The sequence below is a fragment of the Azospirillum sp. INR13 genome (genome assembly GCF_015390205.1).
Taxonomy (GTDB): Bacteria; Pseudomonadota; Alphaproteobacteria; order Azospirillales; family Azospirillaceae; genus Azospirillum.
In genome coordinates this window covers 17,150-38,822 of the sequence record NZ_VUOI01000033.1, presented here as the reverse complement: position 1 = coordinate 38,822, position 21,673 = coordinate 17,150, and the positions used below count along the sequence as shown (strand labels likewise).

Below are 21,673 nucleotides of genomic sequence, written 5' to 3'. Positions count from 1 at the left end.
GGAAGGCGGCTGCCGCTTCCATCCGGTCGTCGGTGGTCAGCAGCAGCGTGAAGAGGTTTTTCTCCAGCGCGATCCCGGCTTCGAGGTCGAGGTCGGCGCCGTCCATCACCGCCTCCTTGACGTAGGCGGCGGCATTGGGCGACTTGGCGGCGATTGCCTCTGCCAATGCGACGGCCTGCTCGTCCAGCGCTTCGCGCGACGGCGCCAGCCGGGAGACGACGCCGAGGCGCAGAGCCTCCTCCGCCCCGAAGCGCTCGCCGGTCAGCATCAGGTCGAGAGCCCGGCCGGTGCCGATCAGGCGCGGCAGCCGCTGGGTTCCTCCGGCGCCGGGGATGAGGCCGAGATTGACCTCCGGCAGGCCGAAGACGGCATTGGCCGAAGCGATGCGGATGTCGCAGGCCAGCGCGATCTCGAAGCCGCCGCCCAGGCAGAAGCCATGAACGGCGGCGATCACCGGCTTGGCCAGCGAGGCCACCGCGTCGATGTAGGCGATGTCGGCATCGACCCGGCGGGCGGCGACGGCGGATTCGACCTGCCTGAATTCCTTGATGTCGGCGCCGACGCAGAAGCCGCGTTCCCCGGCTGCCCGGATCAGGACGACGCGGATGCCGGGGTCGGTTTCGAGATCGCGGCAGGCGCGGTGAGGCCGCGGCGCACCGCCATGTTGATGGCGTTCAGCGCATCCGGACGGTTGAGCGTGACGATGCCGACGCCGTCGCGCCGTTCGACAAGGACGGCGCTGTCGCCGTGGGAGTCTTGGTCGGTGGGCATGGGGATTTCCCGGAAAACCGTGGGGGTCGGCGGGCTGCGGCCCGTGAAGGCGCTGCGTGTTGCGGACTGTCCGTGCCGCCACCGTTACGCTATGCCGGCCGAAGCGACCGCGCAAGCTGTTTTTTCTCCATAGAGAAAGCGTTTCTGATTATATAAAGTAATTCCGTGAAAGCCGGGCCCGTTCCATAAGACGGAGGCGGCGAACGGGTGGAAGGGGAGTGGAAGGTGCGGGCAAAGCCAAGCGAGACAGGGACCATGGCCGACGCCGAGGCTGCCGGCGCATCGAAGCCGTCGCGCCCGCGCGGACGTCCGCCCAAGGACGCGGCCAGGAATGCAGTCCAAGATACGGCGGGGACACGATCCGGGATGCCGTCCGCACCGGCTGGCGGCAGCGGAGCGGAGGCGATGGACGGCACGGATGCGGAGACGGGGGTGGATGCCGCCGGCAAGCCGGTCGGCGCGGTGCTCAACTGCGTGAAGATCCTGAAGCTGCTCAGCCGCGCCGCGGCGCCGGTCAGCCTGACCCACATCGTGCAGGAGCTGGGGATGAACACCAGCACCGGCTTCAACATCCTGCGCACGCTGGTTCAGGAGGATTGCGTCCGCTTCGATCCGCAGGCCAAGGTCTATTCCATCGGCCTCGGCGTGATGGAGCTGGCTCGCGGGGCTGCGACCGTCGCCAGCGACATCAACCTCGTGCGTCCGCTGATGGAACGCATCGCCCGCGACAACGGCGTGACGGTGACGCTGTGGCGGCGGATATCGGCCGACCGCATGATGCTGGTGCTGGAGGCGCTCGGCACCGGCAACATGCGCATCAAGATGGATGTGGGGCAGAGGCTGCCGCTGATGATCGGCGCCGCCGGCCGCGCCATGGTTCCGCATGCCGGGGTGCCGGAGGAGGAACTGCGCCGCCAGTTCGCCGCGCTGCGCTGGGACCGGCCGCTGTCCTTCGAGGCGTTCATGGCCGAGGTGGAAGAGACGGCGCGGCGCGGCTGGGCGCTCGACAACGGCAACTATGCGCTCGGCACCGCGTCGGTCGCCGTGCCGATCCTCAATCCGCAGGGCGGGCCGCTGATGGCCTGCACCGCCACCATGTTCCTCAGCCAGTTCGACGAGGCGCGGGCGGCGCGCATCGCCGGGGCGCTCGGCGAGGTCGCCCGCGCGCTGGCCCCGGCGCTGCCGCATCTTTAGACTTCGGCGGCCGGTCAGCAGGCCAGGGCCGTGACCGGTTCCGCCGGCCCGTCGGTTTCGGTGGCGGCGCGCACAGCGGCATAGGCGTCGTGGACGGCGTCGCCGATGCGGCCGACCTCGCGGCTGTCGCCGATCACATGGGTCGGCACTCCGGCTGCGCCCAGCGCCGCAGCCAGCCCGTTTTCAGGCACCCGGCCCAGCGCCAGCAGGACCTGCGAGGCCGGGCGGCGATGATCGGCACCCGCCCGGTCGCGCAGCACGGCCTCTCCACCGCCGACCGCGGCGAGTTCCATGCCGGTTTCGATGTGGATGCGCGGGTTGCCCTCCAGCCGGGCGATCAACTGGCGGCGATAGACATATTGCGCGCGGCGCGCCAGCCGCCGTTCCGGCGAACGGCTGACCAGCACGACGTCGCGGCCGGACCCGGCGACATACTCCGCGCATTCGCAGCCGGTTTCGCCGCTGCCGACGATGACCACCGGCCCGTCCGCGCCCGGCCCGTCGGCCCCCAGCCCGTTGGCGAGCGGCTCCTGTCCGGTCAACAGATCGTGGGCGAAGCCGACCGGGACGGACCTGCTGCCGGCCACGGCGAGCGTCCGGTTTGCCGCCCCGGTGGCGACGACGGCGAGCGCCGGCCGCAGGGCGAGGATGTCGTCCGCTCCGGCTTCGCAGCCGAGACGGACCTCGACCCCGGACGCCTCCAGTCGGCGGACCAGATAATCCCGGTACCAGAAGAACTTGTCCTTGCCCGGCGGCGTCGCCGAGGCGACCAGACCGATGCCCAGCCTGTCCGCCTTCTCGAATAGGGTGACGCGGAAGCCGGCGTCCTGCAGCAGCAGGGCTGCCGCCATTCCGCCGGGTCCGCCGCCGACCACCGCCGCCGGGCGGCCGGCGCCGCTGCGCAGGATCTCCGGCTCCGTCTCCCGCCCGGTGCGCGGGTTCTCGGCGCAGCCGAGCCGCTTGTGGGCGAGTAGCTGGTCGACGCACCAGTTGCAGGAGGTGCAGGGGCGGATGTCGGCCACGGCGCCGCGCCGGGCCTTCTCGGGCCATTGCGGATCGGCCAGCAGGGCGCGGCCGAGCGCCACGAAATCCGCCGAGCCGTCGGCGACGGCCTGCTCGGCGACCTCTGGCTGGCGGATGACCCCGACGGTCAGCACCGGCACGCCGGCCACCTCCCGCAGCCGATGGGCCAGGGGGATGCGCCATCCCTGCGGGCGGAGACCGGATCGACGTTGCAGTCCATCCGTTCCGCCGTGCCGGTCGACACATGCAGGGCATCGGCCCCGGCGGCGACGAGGGCCGGCGCCATCCGCACCGCCTCGTCCAGGGTGGTGCCGCCCTCCACGAACTCTTCGGCGGACAGGCGGAAGATCACCGGCGCGTCGCCTGCTCCCTGCCGGACGGCGGAGACCACCGCCAGCGGAAAGCGCAGCCGGTTCTCCAGCGTTCCGCCATACGCGTCCGTCCGCCGGTTGCCGGCGCCCGACAGGAAACCGCCGATCAGGTAGCCGTGGGCGCCGTGGATCTCGACCGCATCGTAGCCGGCGGCCACGGCGCGCGCGGCGGCAAGGCCGAATTTCGTGACCAGTTCCTCGATCTCCGGCACTGTGATTTCGCGCGGCTCTTCACGGTAGACGCGGCAGGCGATGGCGGAAGCGGCGACGGGGGCCGCCCCGCCGGTAAAGCGCCGCAGGGTCTGGCGTCCGGCGTGGAAAAGCTGGAGGCACGAACGCGCACCATGCGCGGCGATGGCGGCGGTCAGCCGGCGATGGCCGGCGATGAAGCGGTCGTCGTCGATGCCGAGCTGCGGCGACCCGCCGAGCCCGAGCGGACGGTCCACGCAGGCATATTCGACGATCACCATGCCCACCCCGCCTGCGGCGCGGGCGGTATAATAGGCGAGCATCTCGTCCGACACCGAGCCGTCGGCACTTGCCATGTTGGATTCCATCGGCGCCATGACCAGCCGTTCGGCAGCACGAGTCCACGCAGGCGGCCGGGGGAAAAGAGGTTGGGAAATGCGGGTTCCATCGTGGCGTCCAATCGTGGCCGGGGCGTCCGGTGGGGACGTCCAGGGCTGTGGGCCGGAAGGTGGAGCGGGGCGGCCAAAGGGGAAGCCGGGAAATTACAATCACACATGACTTTTTTTGCCGTCAACGGTCTTCTATGAAGTGTGCTAGGATCCGCGATGGTTGCGAACGCACGGCCTGCCGGGCCTGTTCACACAGAACCGGCTGAGGCCGGGAACGTCCGGGCAGAAGGGAGACGGTGGGGGATGGTGCGGGTGATACAGGACGAGTCGGTGGAGACCGGCGAGGAGGAGGGGCGCAAGACCAAGCGCAAGCCCCAGCAGGAGCGGAGCAACGCCACGCGCCGCAAGCTGGTGCGGGCCACCATCGACCTGCTGCGCGAGCGCGGCTATGCCAGCGTCACCACGCCGGATATCGCCGACCGGGCCGGGGTATCGCGCGGCGCGCTGCAATATCACTTTGCCGGCAAGGAGGAGATCTACTTCGCAGCCATCCAGGAGATCACCGCCTGGATGGACAAGGAGATGAATCTGGCGGAATTCGTCGGGCTTCCCATCGCCGAGCGGGTGGAGCGGGTGGTCAACCAGCATTGGGAGGTCTTCGGCAGCGACGACTATGTTGCCGCCCTTGAAATCCGCCTTTACGAGCGCTTCAACGACTGGCTGCATCAGAGCATCCGCACCCAGCTGGGCAAGGTGACGGAAGCGCGCGATCTCGAATGGGTGCGGCTGTTCGCCGACTCGCCCGCGGACACCGCGACCGTGGTGCGGTTGCGCCGCATGGTGCTGGACACCCTGCGCGGTTTCGCCCTGCGCAAGATCCAGGAGGGACCGGCGGTGGATTTCGCGCCGCAGCTCGCCCTTCTCAAGAACTTTCTGGTCAGCGTGCTCCAGCCGCTTCCGCGCATCCTCTAAGCCAAGCACACATAAAAATCACAAGCGAATGATTCATGTTGCGGGACTGATCCGCGTCGCCTATGGTTTTGTTTGCGGATGATCTGCTGCGGGGCGCCGGGGTCCGGATGGTATCGGCCCTTCGTCCGGCGTTTTCCGCCATGACGGCAACAGCCCCAAACAGCCTTTCAGGCACTCGGCCTTTCAGGCACTCGCCGCCACCAGCCGGCCGGTGCCGATGGTGATCGGCTGCATCTTCATCGTCCGCGTCCTTGTTTCCCGCCGCGGCATCGTCGGCGAAGTGCAGCATCGGTTGCCGAAGTGATGCGGGGCCCTTCCAGACACTCTCGAACGGAACAACCATCATGACGGAATGGGCGGTCGTCACCGGCGGCAACCGGAACATCGGCGCGGGCATCGCCCGCCGGCTGACCGAGGACGGCTTTCAGGTGATCGTGGCGTCCCGCACGCCGCCGGAGCATGATTTCCACGCCGCCTATGTGCCGCTGGACCTCGCCGATCCGGCAGCTTCGGCGGCGGCGCTGGCCGAGGCGGTCGGCGACAGGCCGGTGACGCGCTTCGTCCACAACGCGGCCATCGCCCCGCTCGCGCCGGGGGCCGAAGTGCCGGTCGCCGAGCTTGCGCGGGTCTATGCCGTCAATGTCGGGGCGTTCGTCGCGCTGACGCAGGTGCTGCTGCCGTCGATGCGCCGCCTGGGGGTTGGACGGATCGTCGCCATCGGCAGCCGCGCCGCGCTGGGCAAGGAGGGACGGACCGCCTATGCCGCCAGCAAGGCGGCGCTTTCCGGTCTGGTGCGGACCTGGGCGCTGGAACTGGGAAGCGACGGCATCACCGTCAATGTGGTGGCGCCCGGCCCGGTGAGGACATCGCTGTTCGATGCCGCCAATCCGCCCGGCGATCCGATGACCGGGAAGCTGATGCATGGCGTGCCGGTCGGCTTCATCGGCACGCCCGACGATATCGCCCATGCGGTGTCCTTCTTCGCCAGCGATGCCGCGCGCTTCGTCACCGGACAGGTGCTGTTCGTCTGCGGCGGCACATCCATCGCCTTCAAGGAGCCCGACGGCCGGCCGCCGGTGGTTCACCGGTACGCCGCGGACTTCCCGGCGACGCGCCGGTGACCGGCGGCGCCGATCGGTCCCGACTGCAACGGGAGCGACATGCCGACAACTGGACCTCCTTCCGGCTTGCCTGGAAGGAGGTCCTTTGCCGATCAGGACAGGTTGGCATCGGCGCTCATCCCGGCGGTCCAGGTGGAGAGCGAACCGGTGAATCCGGACACCGACCGGCGGTGCAGGAAATGGCCGTGCTGCACCGGCGCCAGCGCGAAGCGGGCATCGATCCCCAGCTTCTGCGCGGCGTCGATCGGCCAGTTCGGGTTGTAGAGCAGTTCGCGGGCAATGGCGACCAGATCGGCGCAGCCGTCGCGGACGATCGCCTCGGCCTGGTCGGCATGGATGATCAGGCCCACCGCCATGGTCGGCAGGTCGGCCTCGCGGCGCACCCGTTCGGCGAAGCCGACCTGATAGCCGTAGGCCAGGGAAATCCGCGTCTCGATCGGCGAGGCGCCGGAGATGCCGCCCGACGAGCAGTCGAAGGCATCCACCCCCAGCGGCTTCAGGATGCGGGCGAGCGCCACGCTGTCATCGACCTCCCAGCCGCCGTCATCCTCGGTGGAGACCCGCAGGATCAACGGCTTGTGCTCCGGCCAGGAGGCGCGGACCCGCTCCACCACCTCCACCGCGAAGCGGATCCGGTTCTCGAAGGAACCGCCATAACGGTCCGTCCGCCGGTTGGACGCCGGTGACAGGAACTCGTGGATCAGGTAGCCGTGCGCGGCGTGCAGTTCCATCACCTCGTAGCCGGCGCGGTCGGCCCGCGCGGCGGCGGTGCCCCACGCCTCGACGCAGTCGTCGATGTCCTGCGGCGTCATCTCGCGCGGCATCGGGTAACCATCGTCCTGTGGGATCGCGCTCGGCGCCACCACGTCCCATTCGTCCCAATCGGCGATTTCCGGGCTGCGCGGCAGGGCGCCGCGACCGTCCCAGGGGAAGCGCTGGCGCGCCTTGCGGCCGGCATGCATGAGCTGGATTCCGGGAACGGCGCCGCAGGATTTCACGAAAGTCGACGATGCGCCGCATCGGCTCGACAAAGCGGTCGTCCCACAGGGCGAGATCGCCGACGGTGCCGCAGCCGCGCCGCTCCACCGTGGTCCCCTCCTGGAAGACGAGCCCCGCTCCGCCGGCGGCGAAGCGGCCGAGATTCATCAGGTGCCAGTCGGTGGGAAAGCCGTCGATCCCGCAATATTGCCACATGGGGGCGACCACGATCCGGTTCTTCAGCGTGACGCCGCGCATGGTGTACGGCGTGAACAGCGCGCTCTGGCCCAAGGCCTTCTCCTCCCGATTGTGCGGTTTCGTCCGCTGGTGAGGCGTGACCTGATCACGCCGGAGCGCCGGCAACGTCGCCGGGCGGGTTCATCCAGGCCGTCGCCATGTCGCGCAGCACGTTCTTCTTGACCTTGGCGCCGTTCGGCCCGTCGGTGACCGGCATGGCCTCTATCGCGAAGATCCGCGCCGGCACCTTGTAGACGGCCAGATGCGCCCGGCAGGCGGCCAGCGCCGCCGCCTCGTCGAGGGTCCGGCCCGGTTCCATGACGACGAAGGCAACCGGGCGCACGCCGGCGGGGCAGCTGGCGGCGACCGTCTGGCAGACCGTGACGCCGGGGAGGTCCAGGATGACCTCCTCGATTTCGGTCGGGCTGACCAGATACCCCGCGATGCGCAGCACGTCCTTGATGCGCGAGACGAAGATCATGCCGCCGTCGGCCAGCCGGTAGCCGTAGTCGCCGGTCCGCAGATAGCCGTCTTCCGTGAAAGCCTCGGCCGTCGCCTTCGGATTGTCGAGGTAGCCGATCATGGCGTTGGGGGTCCGCACCTCCACCTCGCCGATCTCGCCGTCGGGCAGCAGGGCGCCGCTGTCCGGATCGCGCACCCGCAGGCCGGCAGTGGGGCACACCGGCAGGCCGCCGCCCTGGGCGCGGCGCTCCTGGGGGGCGTCGGCGGGCTGGGCGGCGAACATGGCCAGCGTCTCGGTCATGCCGAAGAAGCCGCGCAGCAGCACGCCATGCGCCTCCGCCTTGGGCGGCAGGATGGCGGTGAGGGCGGGGGTGAAGTTGGCATGGCCGAACATGCGGAGTGCCGGAAAGGGCTTGCCCTCGGTCACCACCGACAGGATCTTGTCGAGCATGTCGTCGGTGCCCAGCATGTGGGTGATGCCATGCTCGGCCAGCAGGCGGGCGGCCTCATCCGGTACGAAGGCCTCCATCAGGACCAGCGGGCGCTGTGCCCGGATGGTGGTGATCGCCAGCGTGTAGCCGAAAGCGCCGCACATCGGGATGCCGAGCAGCAGGCTGGTTCCCGGCTCGGTCAATCCGACCGCGGCGGCGGCGTCGCCGGCATGGCGGGTGTTGCGCTCCTGCGTGTGCTGCACCAGCTTGGGAGCGCTGGTGGTGCCGGAGGTGGCGAGGATCAGGCTGACATCCTCCGGCCGGCCGTCGGCGACTTCCGGCAAGGGGGAGGAAGAGTCGGCGATCAGCCCGGCATACGGGGTCTGCCGCACGCCGTCGAGCAGCGTCTCCCGCGTGTCGCCCAGCGTCACCACCAGATCCAGCGCCGGGCGTTCGGCGGGATCGACGCTGCGCAATACGTCGGCGCAGGCGCCGTTGCGGTAGCCGGGAGCGAGCACCACCGCCCGGCAGCCGGCCCGCGACAGCAGGAAGGCGACCTCGTGCGCGCCCAGACGCACGTTCATCGGCACCACGGCGACGCCGAGCCGCGAGCAGGCCAGCGCCGTGGCCAGCCACTCCGGGATGTTGGGCAGCCACAGCGCCAGCCGGTCGCCGCGCCGCAGGCCGAGTTCCTTCAACCGGGCGGCGAGGTGGGCGGCGGCGGCGCGCATCCGGCCGTAGGTGACGGGGCCCTGCGGCCCCACCAGCATGGTCGCGCCGTCGGGCGCGCCGTCCAGCATTTCGAAAAGCCGGGTCGGGGGCGTCACGCCGCTTTCACCCGTGCTGCGGTCAATCATGCTGCTTTCGTTCATCGGAAGGGCTCCAAACGGCGGGACCGGCCGGCGACGAGCGGTTGGAATCACTGGAACCGCGAAGGGCCGCAACGAACCGGCCGGACGCCGGCACCGGCCTGGAGCGCCGATGCGCCGGCCGGGATTGAAGATCGGTTTAATACAATCACGCACGAATTATTTTCTCTGTCAATCCGCTTCTCGATCCGCGCGCAACGCTCGGGGACTTCGTTTAACCGACTATGGCATGAGGTCGGATCGGGGTGCGGGACGTTGTACGGACACCAACCTCAAGAAATCAATCTCACATGATTTTTTATGTTCCATGTTTTGCCGGCTTATGATTGACTTGACCAACAATAAGCGGTGTGCGGAGCGCGGACCTCGCCGCATCGAATCCGACACCCGCCAGGATGGTGGCGGGAGGGCCGGCGGCGCCGGCAGCCTCCCGGCCGCACATGCGATGTTCACGAGAGGACCGTATGACCGACACCAAGAGCGGCACGCAGAGCGCGATCCTGCCATCGGCGGATCCGAACTGGCTCGCCCTGCGGGAAGAGGCGATCCTGGAGCCGGATCTGCCGATCATCGATCCCCACCACCATCTGTGGGACGCTCCGCGCTCGCCCCATTACCTCGCCGAGGAACTGCAACGCGATGCGCAGGCGGGCCACAACGTCGTCGCCACCGTCTTCGCCGATTGCACGGAGGGCTACCGCACCGACGGGCCGGAGAACATGCGGCCGGTCGGCGAAACCGAGTTCGTGACCGCCATCGCCGACCAGTGCGAGGCGGGGCTGTACCAGCCGGCCGGCCTGTGCGCCGGCATCATCAGCTACGCCGACCTGCGCGAGGGCGAGAGCGTGCGCGCCGTGCTGGAGGCCCACATCGCCGCCGGCAAGGGTCGCTTCAAGGGCATCCGCCAGTCGACCTCCTGGGATCCGAACCCGGAGATCCGCACCACCATGCGCACCCCGCCGGAAGGGCTGCTGCGCGACGGGCAACTCCGCCGCGGCTTCGCCTGCCTGGCGCCGTTGGGACTGACCTTCGATTCATGGGTCTACCACCACCAGCTTTCCGACGTCGCGGACCTGGCGTCGGCCTTCCCGGAAACGTCGATCATCCTCGACCATGTCGGCGGCCCGGTCGGCATCGGCCCTTACGCCGGCCGGCGCGACGAGGTCTTCGCGCAGTGGAAAGCCGGCATCATGGAGGTGGCGCGCCGTCCCAACGTGACCGTGAAGCTGGGCGGGCTGGCGATGCGGCTGGGCGGCTTCGGCTTCCACGAACGGCCGGTGCCGCCGTCCTCCGAGGATCTGGCCACGGCGTGGCGGCCCTACATCGAGACCTGCATCGAGGCGTTCGGCCCCGACCGCGCGATGTTCGAAAGCAACTTCCCGGTCGACCAGCTGTCCTGCAGCTACGCCATCCTGTGGAACGGCTTCAAGCGGCTCGCCGCCGGGGCGTCGGCCGACGAGAAGGCGGCGCTGTTCGGCCGCACGGCGGCCAGGGTCTACAGCATCGAACACGTCCTGCGCTGAGCCCCGCCGCCCGGCGGGCAATGGCCGGCAGGCAAGTTGCAGAAGAGATATAACGAGCTTCGGGAGGAGGAAACCCATGTTGTTCGCCAAGTCGCTCCGTGGCGCCGTGTCCTGTCTGGCGGTCGCCGCCGCCCTGTCGGCCGCGACGTCGGCCGTACCCTCCGCCGCCGGGGCGGAGACCCCGGTGAAGGAGGTGAAGATCGGTGTGCTCACCGACATGAGCAGCATCTATTCCGATCTGGTCGGACCCGGCTCGGTGCTGGCGGCGCAGATGGCGATCGACGACTTCACCGCGGCGGAGAAGCCCGGCTTCAAGATTTCCCTGGTGTCGGCCGACCACACCAGCAAGGCCGACATCGCGTCCAGCATCGCCCGGAAATGGATCGACGAGCAGGGCGTCAACGTGCTGACCGACGTGGCCGGCGCCTCGGTCACGCTCGCGGTGTCGAACATCGGCGCGGAAAAGAACACCCTGGTGCTGGCCACCGCGTCCGGCCAGAACAGCCTGTCCAGCGAAGACTGCAAGCCGACCACCCTCCACTGGAGCTACAACACCCGCGCGGTCGCCGCCACGACGGCGAAGGCGGTCACCATGGACGGCGCCAAGGACTGGTACTTCGTCACCGCCGATTATGCCGGCGGCCGTTCGCTGGAGGAGGACGCGACCAAGGGCGTGGTGGCGGCCGGCGGCAAGGTGCTGGGTTCGGTCAAGCACCCGTTCAACAACAACGACTTCTCCTCGCAGATCCTGATGGGTCAGAGCTCGGGCGCCAAGGCGATCGGCTTCGGCAATTCCGGACCCGACACCATCAACGCGGTCAAGCAGGCCAACGAATACGGCCTGAACGGCAGCGTCGCCCTGACTCCGCTCCTGGCGATGATCACGGACATCGACGCCATGGGGCTGGAGATGGCCAAGGGCATGTACGTCACCGAATCCTTCTACTGGGACCTGAACGACCAGACGCGGGCATGGTCGAAGCGCTTCTTCGACAAGCGCGGCAAGATGCCGACCATGGTGCAGGCCGGCCTCTATTCCGCCGTGAACCACTACCTGAAGGCGGTCAAGGCGGCCGACAGCAGCGACACCGCTCCGGTCCTGAAGGCGATGAAGGAGATGACCGTCAGCGATGTGGTCACCAAGCCGTCGCACCTGCGGGCGGACAACATCGTGCTGCGCGACATGTACCTGTTCCAGGTGAAGGCACCGTCGGAAAGGAGGAAGCCCTGGGACTATTACACGCTGCTGAAGACCATCCCCGGCGAGGAGGCCTTCGCGCCGCTGTCGGAGAGCAAGTGTCCGCTGGTGAAGAAGTAAGCACATGACGCCACTCGCCCTCTCTCCCGGTTTCCCCAGGGAAGGGGGCCTTTTACGGCGTTTTGCCGGGCCGGCTTCGGCTTCCGCACCATCATTGCCCGTGAAGGGACCTTCCCATGCAATCCCTGCACTCCGGCGGCACCGCGGGGCGCCTGATCGCCGACGCCGTCGCCCGCTTCGCCGACCGGCCGGCCCTGGCCGACCGCCGGACGCGCTGGACCTATGCCGAGCTTGGCGATTGGATCGGGCGCTTCATCACCCGTTTCCGCGCCCTCGGGCTCGGCAAGGGCGACGGCATCGCCATCCTGACCGGCAACCGGGTGGAGCCCTGGGCCGCCATCTGCGCCGCCAACATTCTCGGCATCCGCTACACGCCGCTGCACCCGCTGGCCGGCGAGGACGACCACGCCTTCATCCTCTCCGATTCGGAGGCGCGCGCCCTGATCGTGGACGCCGAACGGTTCGGGCGGCGCGCGCTGGCGATCCGCGCCCGGGTGCCGGCCCTGGAGCATCTGCTGGCCCTCGGTCCATTGGGCGGTCCATTGGGCGGTCCGTTGGACGGCGTTCCCGACCTGCTGGAGGAGTTGCCGCACCTGGAGCCGGCTCCGCTCGATCCGCAGGTGGAGGCGGAGGACATCTCGCTGCTCTGCTATACCGGCGGCACGACCGGCCGGTCCAAGGGCATCATGCTGCCGCACCGGACCATCGCCGCGATGGCCTCGACCATCGCCGCCGAATGGGAATGGCCGGCCGAATTGCGCTATGCCGCCGTCACGCCGATCAGCCACGCCGGCGGCATCATGCTGTACCCGATCATGCTGATGGGCGGATCGGCCCGGCTGCTGCCCGGCTTCGACGGCCCGGAGTTCTGCCGCACGGTGGCGGAGGAGCGTATCACCGCCGCCTTCCTGGTGCCGACCATCGTCAATGCGCTGGTGGAGGATCCGGCGCTGCTGGCCCGGTACGACCTGTCATCGCTCGGGCTGATCGTCTATGGGGCGGCGCCGATGTCGCCCGACCTGCTGCGCCGGGCCATCAATGCCTTCGGTCCGGTCTTCCTCCAGCTCTACGGCCAGTCGGAGGCGCCGCAATGCGTCACCACGCTGCGCAGGGTCGATCACGACCTGAACAGGCCGAAGCGGCTCGGTTCCTGCGGGCGTCCGACCGCTCTGTGCGACGTGAAGCTGTTCGACGCCGATATGCGGGAGGTCGCCGTCGGCGAGCCGGGCGAACTCTGCGTGAGGGGACCGCTGGTGATGACCGGCTACTGGCGGCAGCCGGAGCTGACCGAACAGGCCTTCCGCGGCGGCTGGCTGCACACCGGCGACGTCGCCAGGCGCGACGCCGAAGGCTTCCTGCACATCGTCGACCGCACCAAGGACATGATCATCTCCGGCGGCTTCAACATCTACCCACGCGAGGTCGAGGACGCGCTGATGGCCCATCCGGCGGTGTCGCTGGCCGGGGTGATCGGCATTCCCGACGGCAAATGGGGGGAGGCAGTGAAGGGATTCGTCACGTTGCGCCCCGGCGCGACGGTGGAGGCGGCGGAACTCCAGGCGCATGTGAAGGCGATGCGCGGCGCCCCCTGGTCGCCGAAATCCATCGACATCGTTACCGAGATGCCGCTGACCGGACTCGGCAAGGTGGACCGCAAGGCGCTGCGCGAACCCTATTGGCGCGACAGGGCGCGCGGGGTGAACTGAACCGGAGTGGAGCGGACCATGCTGGACCATGCGGCGATCATGGAGCTGCGGACGCGTGATGTCGTGTCCTGGAGCGAGCGCGACGTGATGCTCTACGCGCTGGGCGTCGGCATGGGCGCCGACCCGATGGACGAGGATGAGCTGCCCTTCGTCTACGAGCGCGGCCTGAAGGTGCTGCCGACCTTCCCGATCGTGCCGACCTTCGCCGGCGGGCCGCTGTTCCGGATCGGGCTCGACACCCGCACCCTGCTGCACGGCGAGCAGGCGGTCACCCTGCACGGGCCGATGCCGGCGAGCGGCAGGGGCGTCGTCGACGGACGCATGCTCGGCGCCTGGGACAAGGGGGTGGGGAAGGGCGCGGTCTTCGCCCAGGAGAAGATCCTGCGACTGGACGGCAATCCCGAGCCGCTGGCGACCGTCGTCACCACCGCCTTCGGCCGGTCGGAAGGTGGCTTCGGCGGGGCGACCGACGGGCAGCCTGAACCGCACCCGGTTCCCGACCGCGCACCCGACCTGTCGCTGGAGATGCCGACGACGCCGTCGCAGGCTCTGCTCTACCGCCATTCCGGCGACCTCAATCCGCTGCATGCCGATCCGGCGGCGGCGCGCGCGGCCGGTTTCCCGCGCCCGATCCTGCACGGGCTCTGCACCTACGCGATCACTGCCCGCGCGGTGCTCGCCGCCTGCTGCGATTACCGGCCCGAATGCATCCTTCATCATCAGGCCCGCTTTTCCGCCCCGGTTTTTCCCGGCGAGACGATCACGGTCGATCTGTGGATCGACGGCGACGCGGTGTCCTTCCAGGCGCGGGTCGAGGCACGCGACGTGGTGGTGGTCCGGAACGGCCTGAGCCGGCTGTCCGGGGAGGCTGCCCGATGAAGGCGTTGCACTGCCTGTCCTATGGCGAGCCGCCTGAACTGCGCATCGTTGAAACCGTCGAGCCGGCCCCCGGTCCCGGCGAGGCGCTGATCGCCGTCGAAGCGGTCGGGATCGGCGGCTTCGACGCGGTGTTGCTGGGCGGCCGTTATCAGGAGCGCCCGGAACCGCCCTTCGTCCCCGGACGCGAACTGGCCGGGAGGGTGCTGGCGGTGGGGGAGGGCGGCGATCCGGCCCTGATCGGCATGCGGGTTGCCGCCATTTCCTTCAAAGGCGCCTTGGCCGAGCGCGCGGTGGCACGCTGCGACCATTGTCTGGCGACGCCGCCGGACATGGACCCCGCCACCGCCGCCTCGATCCTCAGCGCCTATGCAACCAGCCTCTACGCGCTGGAGACATGCGGGCGGATGACGGCCGGCGAGACGGTGCTGGTGCTCGGCGGTGCCGGCACGGTCGGAGCGGCGGCGATCGACATCGCGCGTGGGCTTGGCGGCCGAGTGGTCGCGGCTGCCTCCACAACGGAAAAGCTGGAATTCTGCCGGTCACGCGGTGCCGAACTGGCGGTCGACTACGGCGACCCGCATTGGCGCCGCGCGATGACGGAGCGGCTGGGCGGCGGCATCGATCTGGTGGTCGACCCGGTCGGCGGCACCCTGTCGGAACCGGCCTTCCGCAGCCTCGCCCCTGGCGGGCGCCATCTGGTGGTCGGCTTTGCCGCCGGCGAAATTCCGCGCATTCCCCTCAACCTGCCGCTCCTGAAGCGGGCGAGCATCGTCGGCGTGGATTGGGGCGGCTTCATGCAGACGGAGCCGGCCGCCAACCGTGCGCTGCTGGATCGGCTGCGCGATCTGTTCGACAGCGGCACCCTGCGGCCGGTGCAGCCGACCGTCCATCCATTGTCGGCGCTGATCCCGCTGCTGGACGGCTTCCGCAACCGCCGCATCGTCGGCAAGCCGGTGATCCAGCCGGATTTCGGGACCGCCGCATCGGCGCGAAGCATAGGGAAGCAGCAGTGTGGAGCAGGGCATGAGCGGGACTGAAAAGCCGAGGGGCCCGCTGGCGGGCCTGCGCGTCATCGAGATCGCGGGCATCGGGCCCGGCCCCTTCTGTGCCATGATGCTGTCGGATATGGGGGCCGAGGTCATCCGCATCGACCGCGCCTCGCTGCCCGACCAGGGCATCGACATTCCGGTTCTCAGCAATGTCACCAACCGTGGCCGGAGTTCGGTGGTGCTCGATCTCAAGAGCCCGGAGGGTGCGGCGGCGCTGAAGCGGCTGGCTGTCCGGGCCGACGTCCTGATCGAGGGGTTCCGGCCGGGGGTGATGGAGCGGCTCGGCCTCGGCCCGGAGGAGCTGCTGGCCATCAACCCCCGGCTCGTCTATGGCCGGATCACCGGTTGGGGCCAGGATGGACCGCTGGCCAAAGCCGCCGGGCACGACCTGAACTACATCGCGCTCAGCGGCATGCTGCACGCCATCGGCCCGGCCGATCGGCCGCTGCCGCCGCTGAACCTGATCGGCGATTACGGCGGCGGCGCCATGTATCTGGCGTTCGGCATCGTCTGCGCCCTGCTCGAACGGAACCGGTCCGGGCAAGGGCAGGTGGTCGATGCGGCCATGGTCGACGGCGCGGCCTCGCTGGGAGCCGCGCTCTACGGGCTGTTGGACGCCGGGTTGTGGCATGACCGGCGGGCGGGCAACCTGCTCGACGGCGGTGTGCCCTGGTACGACACTTACGAGACCGGCGACGGCAAGCACGTCGCGATCGGGCCGCTGGAGCCGCGCTTCTACGACACGATGCTGGATCTTCTCGGCCTGACGGATGCGACCTTGCGGGACCGCAGCGAGGCCAATTGGCCGCATCTGCGGGCTGCCTTCGCCGAGGCCTTCCGCAAGCGAACCCGCGACGAATGGTGCGCCCTGCTGGAGGGGACCGACGTCTGCTTCGCCCCCGTGCTGTCGATGACGGAAGCACCGCATCACCCGCAGATGGCGGCGCGCGGCACCTTCGTCGAGGTGGGGGGCGTGGTCCAGCCGGCGCCGGCGCCGCGCTTCAGCCGCAGCAGGCCGGCCATCCAAAGTCCGCCGCCGTCGCCGGGAGAACACACGCGGGAGATGCTGGCTGCGTGGGGGCTTTCAGCCGAGGAGGTCTCCCGTCTGCTGGGGTGAGCGTCGGCCGCCGGTTCCTGCGGAATTGTCACATAAACCGCATGGTTGGGCTCGCCAACCCCGCTGTCTACGTGACGATGCCCGATGACGTCCTCCCGGCCTACCGGCACGCGGCAGCACGCCCTTGTGCGTTTGTCCCGCGTCACAGCGCCTGCTGCAGCTCCGGCAAGGCTTTGAACAGGTCGGCGACGAGGCCGTAGTCGGCGACCTGGAAGATCGGCGCCTCCTCGTCCTTGTTGATGGCGACGATCACCTTGCTGTCCTTCATGCCGGCCAGATGCTGGATGGCGCCGGAGATGCCGACGGCGACATAGAGGTCCGGCGCAACGATCTTGCCGGTCTGGCCGACCTGATAGTCGTTCGGCACGAAGCCGGCATCGACGGCGGCGCGGCTGGCGCCCACGGCGGCGCCCAGCTTGTCGGCGATGGCCTCCAGCAGGTGGAAGTTGTCGCCCGACTGCATGCCGCGCCCGCCGGAAATCACGATGCGGGCCGAGGTCAGCTCCGGACGCTCCGACTTCGACAGCTCGGCCGAGACGAAGCGCGACAGCGCCGGGTCGGCGGCGGCGGCGACGCGCGGCAGCACGTTCTTGCCCACCGAGGTGGCGGCGGCGAGGACATGGCTGTAGCCGGGGGCGAGCGACACCAGCAGGGCCGCGACCGGCTCGGCCAGGGCGTGTTCGTAGGCGGCATCGTCGGCGAGCAGCACCTTGGCGACGCCGGCCAGCTTGGCGGCCTGATCGACGGCGGGAGCGGCGTTGCGGCCGGCGACCAGGACGTGGATGTCGCCGCCGAGCTTGGCGGCGGCGGTCACCGTGTGGGCGGTGGCGGGCTTGAGGCTGACGTTGTCGTGGTCGGCGAGGATCAGGATGGGCATGGGGCGGGTCCTTGGTTGGCGGGTGGCGAGGTCTGGTGGCTGCGGATTGCCCCCTCCCCATCCCTCCCCCGCTGGGCAGGGGAGGGGGCAGGACGCTTGGCGGCGTGACGTGATTGCCAAAGCTGCGGAGTTCCCTCCTCCGCCCAGCGGGGGAGGGTTAGGGTGGGGGCACCGAAGCCGGCGCCCCCTCAGATCACCCGCGCCTCGTTCTTCAGCTTGTCGACCAGGGCGGCGACGTCCGGCACCTTGATGCCGGCCTGACGCTTCGCCGGCTCGGCGACCTTCACCGTGGTCAGGCGCGGCGTCACATCGACGCCCAGGCTGTCCGGCGTAACCGTCTCAAGCGGCTTCTTCTTCGCCTTCATGATGTTCGGCAGGCTGGCATAGCGCGGCTCGTTCAGGCGCAGGTCGGCGGTGACCACCGCCGGCAGCTTCAGCGACACGACCTCAAGGCCACCGTCGATATCGCGCGTCACTGCGACCGTACCCTCACCGGCAACGACCTTCGAGGCGAAGGTGCCCTGGCCCCAGCCCAGCAGAGCCGCCAGCATCTGGCCGGTCTGGTTGCAGTCGTCGTCGATCGCCTGCTTGCCGAGAATCACCATCCCCGGCGCCTCCTTCTCGACCAGCGCCTTGAGGACCTTGGCGACGGCCAGCGGTTCGGTGGTGACGTCGGTCTGCACCAGGATGGCGCGGTCGGCACCCATGGCGAGAGCGGTGCGCAGCGTTTCCTGGGCCTGCGACGGGCCGACGGACACCACGACGATCTCGGTCGCCGTGCCAGCCTCCTTCAGGCGGACGGCCTCCTCGACGGCGATCTCGTCGAAGGGGTTCATGCTCATCTTCACGGTGGCGGTCTCGACGCCGCTGCCGTCCGCCTTGACGCGGATCTTCACGTTGTAGTCGACGACCCGCTTCACGGGGACGAGGATTCTCATGGGAGTCGGTCCTCCTGCGACTGGTCCGCACATGTGGCGCGGCACAGGATGCGGCGGGCCTTGCGCGCCATCGCTTCGTCGATCATGCGGCCATCCACCACCGCGACGCCCTTGGCGCTTTCCGCCACGATGCGGCGGGCCTGGGCGATCTCGGCTTCGGTCGGGGTGAATGTCGCGTTGACGGTGGAAATCTGGCCGGGATGGATCGCCGCCTTGGCGCCGAATCCCAGCGCCAGGGCGGCGGCGGCTTCCCATTGCAACCCGGCGGCATCGGTCAGATCGAAGAAAGGGGAATCCACCGCTTCGATACCCGCCAGCGCCGCGGCATTGATCAACCGGGAACGCGCGGACAGAAGCGGCTCCCACGCGATGGCGCAGCCCAGCTCGGCGGACAGGTCGGCGGCACCGAAGAACAGGGCGGCCAGCCGGGGCGATGCGCGGGCGATGTCCTCCACCGCCGCGATCCCATGGGCTGATTCGATCAGCGCCACCAGCGGCAAGGGCCTGCCCGCTCCGCTCAGAAGCGTGTCGACCCAGCGGATCATCTCGGCGCTGTCGACCTTCGGCACGATGACGAAATCCGGCCCGCCGCCTTGCGGGAGGCGCATTAGGGCCAGCAGATCCTCCAGCCCCTCGGCCGTCAGCGGCGCGTTGATGCGCAGCGCCCGCAGGATCGGCGCGGCAGGCGCAGCCGCCAGGGCTCTCAATGCCGCAACGCGCGCCGCCGCCTTGTCGGCAGGCGGCACGGCGTCCTCCAGATCGATGATCAGGACATCGGCACCGGACCGCGCGCCACGGTCGAAGCGGTCGGGTCGCGTCGCCGGGGTGAACAGCCAGCTGCGGCGGGGCCGCCCGCCGGCAAGTTCTCCGTCTCGATCCGCTTCGCTCATGACGTGCCCGCGAATTCGGCCGTCATGGCGACCTGACCGTCCGAACCGACCACCCATCCCTCAATCTCGCCATCCCCCCTCTCCGCCGCGTTCAGCGTGAAGGGCGCGGTGTCGAACAGCGGCCGGCGGGCGCGGAAGCGGAAGCCGGCTACCCGCCGGTCCCCGGAATCGCCGCCGAGATTGCGCAACACCAGATCCATCAGCAGGGTCGCCGTCAGCGGTCCATGCACCACCAGCCCCGGATAGCCTTCCGTCTCGCGGCAATAGGGGCGGTCGTAATGGATGCGGTGGCCGTTGAAGGTCAGCGCGGAATAGCGGAACAGCAGAACCGGGTCGGGGGTGACGCTGCCGGTCCAGTCGGCTGTGGGCAGGGGATCGGCGGATGCCGGGGGCGTCGCCTCGCCCGGCTTGGCGGCTTCGCGGTAGACGATGTCCTGCTTTTCGCGGATGGCGACGCCGGCATCGGTCGCGATCTCATGCATCACGCTGACGAACATCATCCCGCCCGACCGGCCGGCCTTGTGCTGTACTGATTCGATGGTGGAGGTGCGCCGCATCTCCGCACCGATGGGGATCGGCGCCAGGAAGCGCATGTCGCTGCCGGCCCACATCCTGCGGGGCAGCGGCACCGGCGGCAGGAAGCCGCCCTTGCGCGGGTGGCCGTCCTCACCGATGTCCCGTTGCGGTGCGGTGGGGAGGAAATGCAGCCAGTGGCCGAGCGGCGGCAACTCCCCCGCCGGCCAGGGCGGGGTGTCGTGGTCCAGCGTCGCCGCCAGCCCGGCCAGCGGTGCGGCGATGGCGGTGTCCGTCCGCATTTCCGCCCGGCCGATCCAGTCCTTCAGATTGTCGAACGTCACGGCGCCACTCCGGATGAATGCAGGATCTTTCCCGGATTCATGATGTTGTGCGGATCGAAGGCACGCTTCAGCGTCGCCATCATCTCCAATTCCACCGAGGATTTGTAGCGCGGCATCTCGTCGATGCGCAGGCGGCCGATGCCATGCTCGGCCGAGATCGATCCGCCGAGATCGACGACGATGTCGTGGACGATGGCGTTGACCGTCGCCAGCTTCGCCCGCCATTCGGCCGGGTCGCCGTCTTCCGCCTGGATCGGGTTGTAATGGATGTTGCCGTCGCCGAGATGGCCGAAGGAGAAGGGGCGGATGCCCGGACAGGCCCGCTCCAGCGCCGCGTCGGTGCGGTCCAAAAAGCGCGCGACGCGGGAGATCGGTACGGAAACGTCGTGCTTGAAGGACACGCCCTCGCGCTTCTGCCCTTCCGGGATTCCCTCGCGGATGCGCCACAGCGAATCGGCCTGGGCCTTCGATGCGGCGACCACGCCGTCCAGCACCTCGCCGGCCTCCATGCCCGCCTCCAGGATGCCTTCCAGCATCTCGGCCAGCCGGTTGCCGGAGTCCTGATCGGCCAGTTCCACCAGCACGTACCAGGGATAGCGGTCGCGCAGGGGATCGGGCACGTCCGGGACATGTTTGCGGGCCACGTCGATGCAGGCGCGCTGGATCAGCTCGAAGGTGACGATGCGGTCGCCGGCCACGCCCTTGGCGCGGGTCAGCAGATCGACGGCGTCGCTGGGGGCCGACACTGCGACCAGGGCGGTGGCGGTGGCGCGCGGCAGCGGCGACAGCTTCAGCACCGCGGCGGTGACGATGCCCAGCGTGCCTTCCGAGCCGATGAAGATCTGTTTCAGGTCGTAGCCGGCATTGTCCTTGCGCAGACCGCGCAGCCCATCCCAGATCCGGCCGTCGGGCAGCACCACCTCCAGCCCGGCCACGAGGTTGCGCATGTTGCCGTAGCGCACGACCTGCACGCCGCCGGCGTTGGTCGCGATGTTGCCGCCGATCTGACACGACCCCTCGGCGGCGAGGCTCATCGGGAACAGCCGCCCGACGTCGCGCGCCGCGTTCTGGATGTTGGCGAGGATGCAGCCGGCCTCCACCGTCATCGTGTCGTTGTCGATGTCGATCTCGCGGATGCGGTTCAGCCGGTTGGTGGAGATGACGATCTCCGATCCGTCGGCATGCGGCTGGCTGGCTCCCGTCAGTCCGGTGTTCCCGCCCTGGGGCACGATGGGCGTGCGGGTTACAGCGCAGATGCGGACCACGGCGGCGAGAGCCTCGGTGCTGTCGGGCAGCACCACGGCGGGCGACCGGCCGACCCAGCCGTCGCGCCAGGATTCCATGAAGGGCTTCATGGTGTCGGGATCGGTGATCAGGCCGCGGTCGCCGACGATGGCACGGATCGGGGCGAGTACGGCCGTCTCGAAGTCCGGCCGGAGGGCGGTTTGCCCGCTGGTCTGCCCGCTGGTCTGAATGTCGTTCGGCAAGGGAGCTCTCCCTGGGCTTCGGGCC

Annotated in this window: 20 protein-coding genes and 1 pseudogene; 9 read left to right on the top strand and 12 right to left on the bottom strand. The window is 69.3% G+C overall.

The window, feature by feature from the left end; translation table 11 throughout:
* Both F1643_RS18625 and F1643_RS23905 read right to left on the bottom strand, forming a co-directional pair.
* Window positions 1-592, bottom strand: a 592-nt coding sequence (locus F1643_RS18625; RefSeq protein WP_370540695.1) for an enoyl-CoA hydratase/isomerase family protein, incomplete at its 3' end; no start/stop codon positions are given.
* Window positions 592-771 (bottom strand): hypothetical protein, encoded by a 180-nt coding sequence (locus tag F1643_RS23905; RefSeq protein ID WP_255543024.1) that lies wholly within the window; start codon window positions 769-771, stop codon window positions 592-594. The genes F1643_RS18625 and F1643_RS23905, both read right to left, overlap by 1 nt.
* A 366-nt stretch (window positions 772-1,137) precedes the next feature.
* Between F1643_RS23905 and F1643_RS18620 the strand changes: the two genes are divergently transcribed.
* The gene (locus F1643_RS18620) at window positions 1,138-1,965 is read left to right on the top strand and encodes an IclR family transcriptional regulator (RefSeq protein ID WP_194914714.1); all 828 of its coding nucleotides are present in this window, start codon (window positions 1,138-1,140) and stop codon (window positions 1,963-1,965) included.
* A 14-nt stretch (window positions 1,966-1,979) separates the two neighbouring features.
* Here F1643_RS18620 and F1643_RS21825 read toward each other — a convergent pair whose 3' ends face one another.
* The gene (locus tag F1643_RS21825) at window positions 1,980-3,128 is read right to left on the bottom strand and encodes an FAD-dependent oxidoreductase (RefSeq protein WP_206692564.1); all 1,149 of its coding nucleotides are present in this window, start codon (window positions 3,126-3,128) and stop codon (window positions 1,980-1,982) included.
* Window positions 3,116-3,925, bottom strand: a complete 810-nt coding sequence (locus tag F1643_RS21820) for an NADH:flavin oxidoreductase (RefSeq protein ID WP_255543021.1) — start codon at window positions 3,923-3,925, stop codon at window positions 3,116-3,118. The genes F1643_RS21825 and F1643_RS21820 overlap by 13 nt, the downstream gene beginning before the upstream one ends.
* A 315-nt stretch (window positions 3,926-4,240) precedes the next feature.
* Here F1643_RS21820 and F1643_RS18610 point away from each other — a divergent pair, with 315 nt between their 5' ends.
* Entirely contained in the window at window positions 4,241-4,909 is a 669-nt protein-coding gene (locus tag F1643_RS18610) for a TetR/AcrR family transcriptional regulator (protein ID WP_194914713.1), read from the top strand.
* A gap of 344 nt (window positions 4,910-5,253) precedes the next feature.
* Window positions 5,254-6,030 (top strand): SDR family NAD(P)-dependent oxidoreductase, encoded by a 777-nt coding sequence (locus F1643_RS18600; protein ID WP_194914712.1) that lies wholly within the window; start codon window positions 5,254-5,256, stop codon window positions 6,028-6,030.
* 92 nt (window positions 6,031-6,122) lie between these two features.
* Here the strand turns inward: F1643_RS18600 and F1643_RS18595 are convergent, their stop codons facing one another.
* The 3 genes and pseudogenes from F1643_RS18595 to F1643_RS18590 all read right to left on the bottom strand — a co-directional run bounded on the left by F1643_RS18595 (window position 6,123) and on the right by F1643_RS18590 (window position 9,010).
* The gene (locus F1643_RS18595) at window positions 6,123-7,028 is read right to left on the bottom strand and encodes a hypothetical protein (RefSeq protein ID WP_370540694.1); all 906 of its coding nucleotides are present in this window, start codon (window positions 7,026-7,028) and stop codon (window positions 6,123-6,125) included.
* A gap of 64 nt (window positions 7,029-7,092) precedes the next feature.
* A pseudogene (locus F1643_RS25095) lies at window positions 7,093-7,224 on the bottom strand (NADH:flavin oxidoreductase/NADH oxidase); the annotation flags it as partial.
* A gap of 127 nt (window positions 7,225-7,351) precedes the next feature.
* Complete coding sequence (locus F1643_RS18590; RefSeq protein ID WP_194914711.1) at window positions 7,352-9,010, bottom strand: AMP-binding protein; 1,659 nt, start codon at window positions 9,008-9,010, stop codon at window positions 7,352-7,354.
* 461 nt (window positions 9,011-9,471) lie between these two features.
* Between F1643_RS18590 and F1643_RS18585 the strand changes: the two genes are divergently transcribed.
* The 6 genes from F1643_RS18585 (at window position 9,472) to F1643_RS18560 (ending at window position 16,599) form a co-directional block, all read left to right on the top strand.
* Window positions 9,472-10,530, top strand: a complete 1,059-nt coding sequence (locus tag F1643_RS18585) for an amidohydrolase (protein ID WP_194914710.1) — start codon at window positions 9,472-9,474, stop codon at window positions 10,528-10,530.
* 76 nt (window positions 10,531-10,606) lie between these two features.
* Window positions 10,607-11,848 carry an ABC transporter substrate-binding protein gene (locus tag F1643_RS18580; protein ID WP_194914709.1) on the top strand — a complete coding sequence of 414 codons (1,242 nt, stop codon included), beginning with the start codon at window positions 10,607-10,609 and terminating at the stop codon, window positions 11,846-11,848.
* A 116-nt stretch (window positions 11,849-11,964) separates the two neighbouring features.
* Complete coding sequence (locus F1643_RS18575) at window positions 11,965-13,554, top strand: AMP-binding protein (protein WP_194914708.1); 1,590 nt, start codon at window positions 11,965-11,967, stop codon at window positions 13,552-13,554.
* 18 nt (window positions 13,555-13,572) lie between these two features.
* On the top strand, window positions 13,573-14,433 hold the full coding sequence (locus tag F1643_RS18570; RefSeq protein WP_194914707.1) for a MaoC/PaaZ C-terminal domain-containing protein: 861 nt from the start codon (window positions 13,573-13,575) through the stop codon (window positions 14,431-14,433).
* Window positions 14,430-15,470, top strand: a complete 1,041-nt coding sequence (locus F1643_RS18565; protein ID WP_194914705.1) for an NADPH:quinone oxidoreductase family protein — start codon at window positions 14,430-14,432, stop codon at window positions 15,468-15,470. The genes F1643_RS18570 and F1643_RS18565 overlap by 4 nt, the downstream gene beginning before the upstream one ends.
* Window positions 15,457-16,599 carry a CaiB/BaiF CoA-transferase family protein gene (locus F1643_RS18560; protein WP_194914703.1) on the top strand — a complete coding sequence of 381 codons (1,143 nt, stop codon included), beginning with the start codon at window positions 15,457-15,459 and terminating at the stop codon, window positions 16,597-16,599. Before F1643_RS18565 ends, F1643_RS18560 begins: the two co-directional genes overlap by 14 nt.
* Before the next feature lie 142 nt (window positions 16,600-16,741).
* Here the strand turns inward: F1643_RS18560 and F1643_RS18555 are convergent, their stop codons facing one another.
* The 5 genes from F1643_RS18555 to F1643_RS18535 form a co-directional block, all read right to left on the bottom strand.
* The gene (locus F1643_RS18555; RefSeq protein WP_194914702.1) at window positions 16,742-17,476 is read right to left on the bottom strand and encodes an electron transfer flavoprotein subunit alpha/FixB family protein; all 735 of its coding nucleotides are present in this window, start codon (window positions 17,474-17,476) and stop codon (window positions 16,742-16,744) included.
* A gap of 188 nt (window positions 17,477-17,664) precedes the next feature.
* Window positions 17,665-18,414: an electron transfer flavoprotein subunit beta/FixA family protein gene (locus F1643_RS18550; RefSeq protein ID WP_194914701.1), complete on the bottom strand. Its 750-nt coding sequence runs from the start codon at window positions 18,412-18,414 to the stop codon at window positions 17,665-17,667.
* Window positions 18,411-19,304 (bottom strand): aldolase/citrate lyase family protein, encoded by an 894-nt coding sequence (locus tag F1643_RS18545; protein ID WP_194914700.1) that lies wholly within the window; start codon window positions 19,302-19,304, stop codon window positions 18,411-18,413. The genes F1643_RS18550 and F1643_RS18545 overlap by 4 nt, the downstream gene beginning before the upstream one ends.
* The gene (locus F1643_RS18540; protein WP_370540692.1) at window positions 19,301-20,161 is read right to left on the bottom strand and encodes a MaoC family dehydratase N-terminal domain-containing protein; all 861 of its coding nucleotides are present in this window, start codon (window positions 20,159-20,161) and stop codon (window positions 19,301-19,303) included. Before F1643_RS18540 ends, F1643_RS18545 begins: the two co-directional genes overlap by 4 nt.
* On the bottom strand, window positions 20,158-21,648 hold the full coding sequence (locus tag F1643_RS18535; protein ID WP_206692562.1) for an FAD-binding oxidoreductase: 1,491 nt from the start codon (window positions 21,646-21,648) through the stop codon (window positions 20,158-20,160). Before F1643_RS18535 ends, F1643_RS18540 begins: the two co-directional genes overlap by 4 nt.
* Window positions 21,649-21,673 lie beyond the last annotated feature (25 nt).

What these genes read in the sequence shown, in the direction of transcription:
- F1643_RS23905 (WP_255543024.1), bottom strand. Translation starts at nt 771, where the DNA reads ATGCCCACCGACCAAGACTCCCACGGCGACAGCGCCGTCCTTGTCGAA.
- F1643_RS18620 (WP_194914714.1), top strand. Translation starts at nt 1,138, where the DNA reads ATGCCGTCCGCACCGGCTGGCGGCAGCGGAGCGGAGGCGATGGACGGC.
- F1643_RS21820 (WP_255543021.1), bottom strand. Translation starts at nt 3,925, where the DNA reads ATGGCGCCGATGGAATCCAACATGGCAAGTGCCGACGGCTCGGTGTCG.
- F1643_RS18610 (WP_194914713.1), top strand. Translation starts at nt 4,241, where the DNA reads ATGGTGCGGGTGATACAGGACGAGTCGGTGGAGACCGGCGAGGAGGAG.
- F1643_RS18600 (WP_194914712.1), top strand. Translation starts at nt 5,254, where the DNA reads ATGACGGAATGGGCGGTCGTCACCGGCGGCAACCGGAACATCGGCGCG.
- F1643_RS18590 (WP_194914711.1), bottom strand. Translation starts at nt 9,010, where the DNA reads ATGAACGAAAGCAGCATGATTGACCGCAGCACGGGTGAAAGCGGCGTG.
- F1643_RS18585 (WP_194914710.1), top strand. Translation starts at nt 9,472, where the DNA reads ATGACCGACACCAAGAGCGGCACGCAGAGCGCGATCCTGCCATCGGCG.
- F1643_RS18580 (WP_194914709.1), top strand. Translation starts at nt 10,607, where the DNA reads ATGTTGTTCGCCAAGTCGCTCCGTGGCGCCGTGTCCTGTCTGGCGGTC.
- F1643_RS18575 (WP_194914708.1), top strand. Translation starts at nt 11,965, where the DNA reads ATGCAATCCCTGCACTCCGGCGGCACCGCGGGGCGCCTGATCGCCGAC.
- F1643_RS18570 (WP_194914707.1), top strand. Translation starts at nt 13,573, where the DNA reads ATGCTGGACCATGCGGCGATCATGGAGCTGCGGACGCGTGATGTCGTG.
- F1643_RS18565 (WP_194914705.1), top strand. Translation starts at nt 14,430, where the DNA reads ATGAAGGCGTTGCACTGCCTGTCCTATGGCGAGCCGCCTGAACTGCGC.
- F1643_RS18560 (WP_194914703.1), top strand. Translation starts at nt 15,457, where the DNA reads ATGAGCGGGACTGAAAAGCCGAGGGGCCCGCTGGCGGGCCTGCGCGTC.
- F1643_RS18555 (WP_194914702.1), bottom strand. Translation starts at nt 17,476, where the DNA reads ATGCCCATCCTGATCCTCGCCGACCACGACAACGTCAGCCTCAAGCCC.
- F1643_RS18550 (WP_194914701.1), bottom strand. Translation starts at nt 18,414, where the DNA reads ATGAGAATCCTCGTCCCCGTGAAGCGGGTCGTCGACTACAACGTGAAG.
- F1643_RS18545 (WP_194914700.1), bottom strand. Translation starts at nt 19,304, where the DNA reads ATGAGCGAAGCGGATCGAGACGGAGAACTTGCCGGCGGGCGGCCCCGC.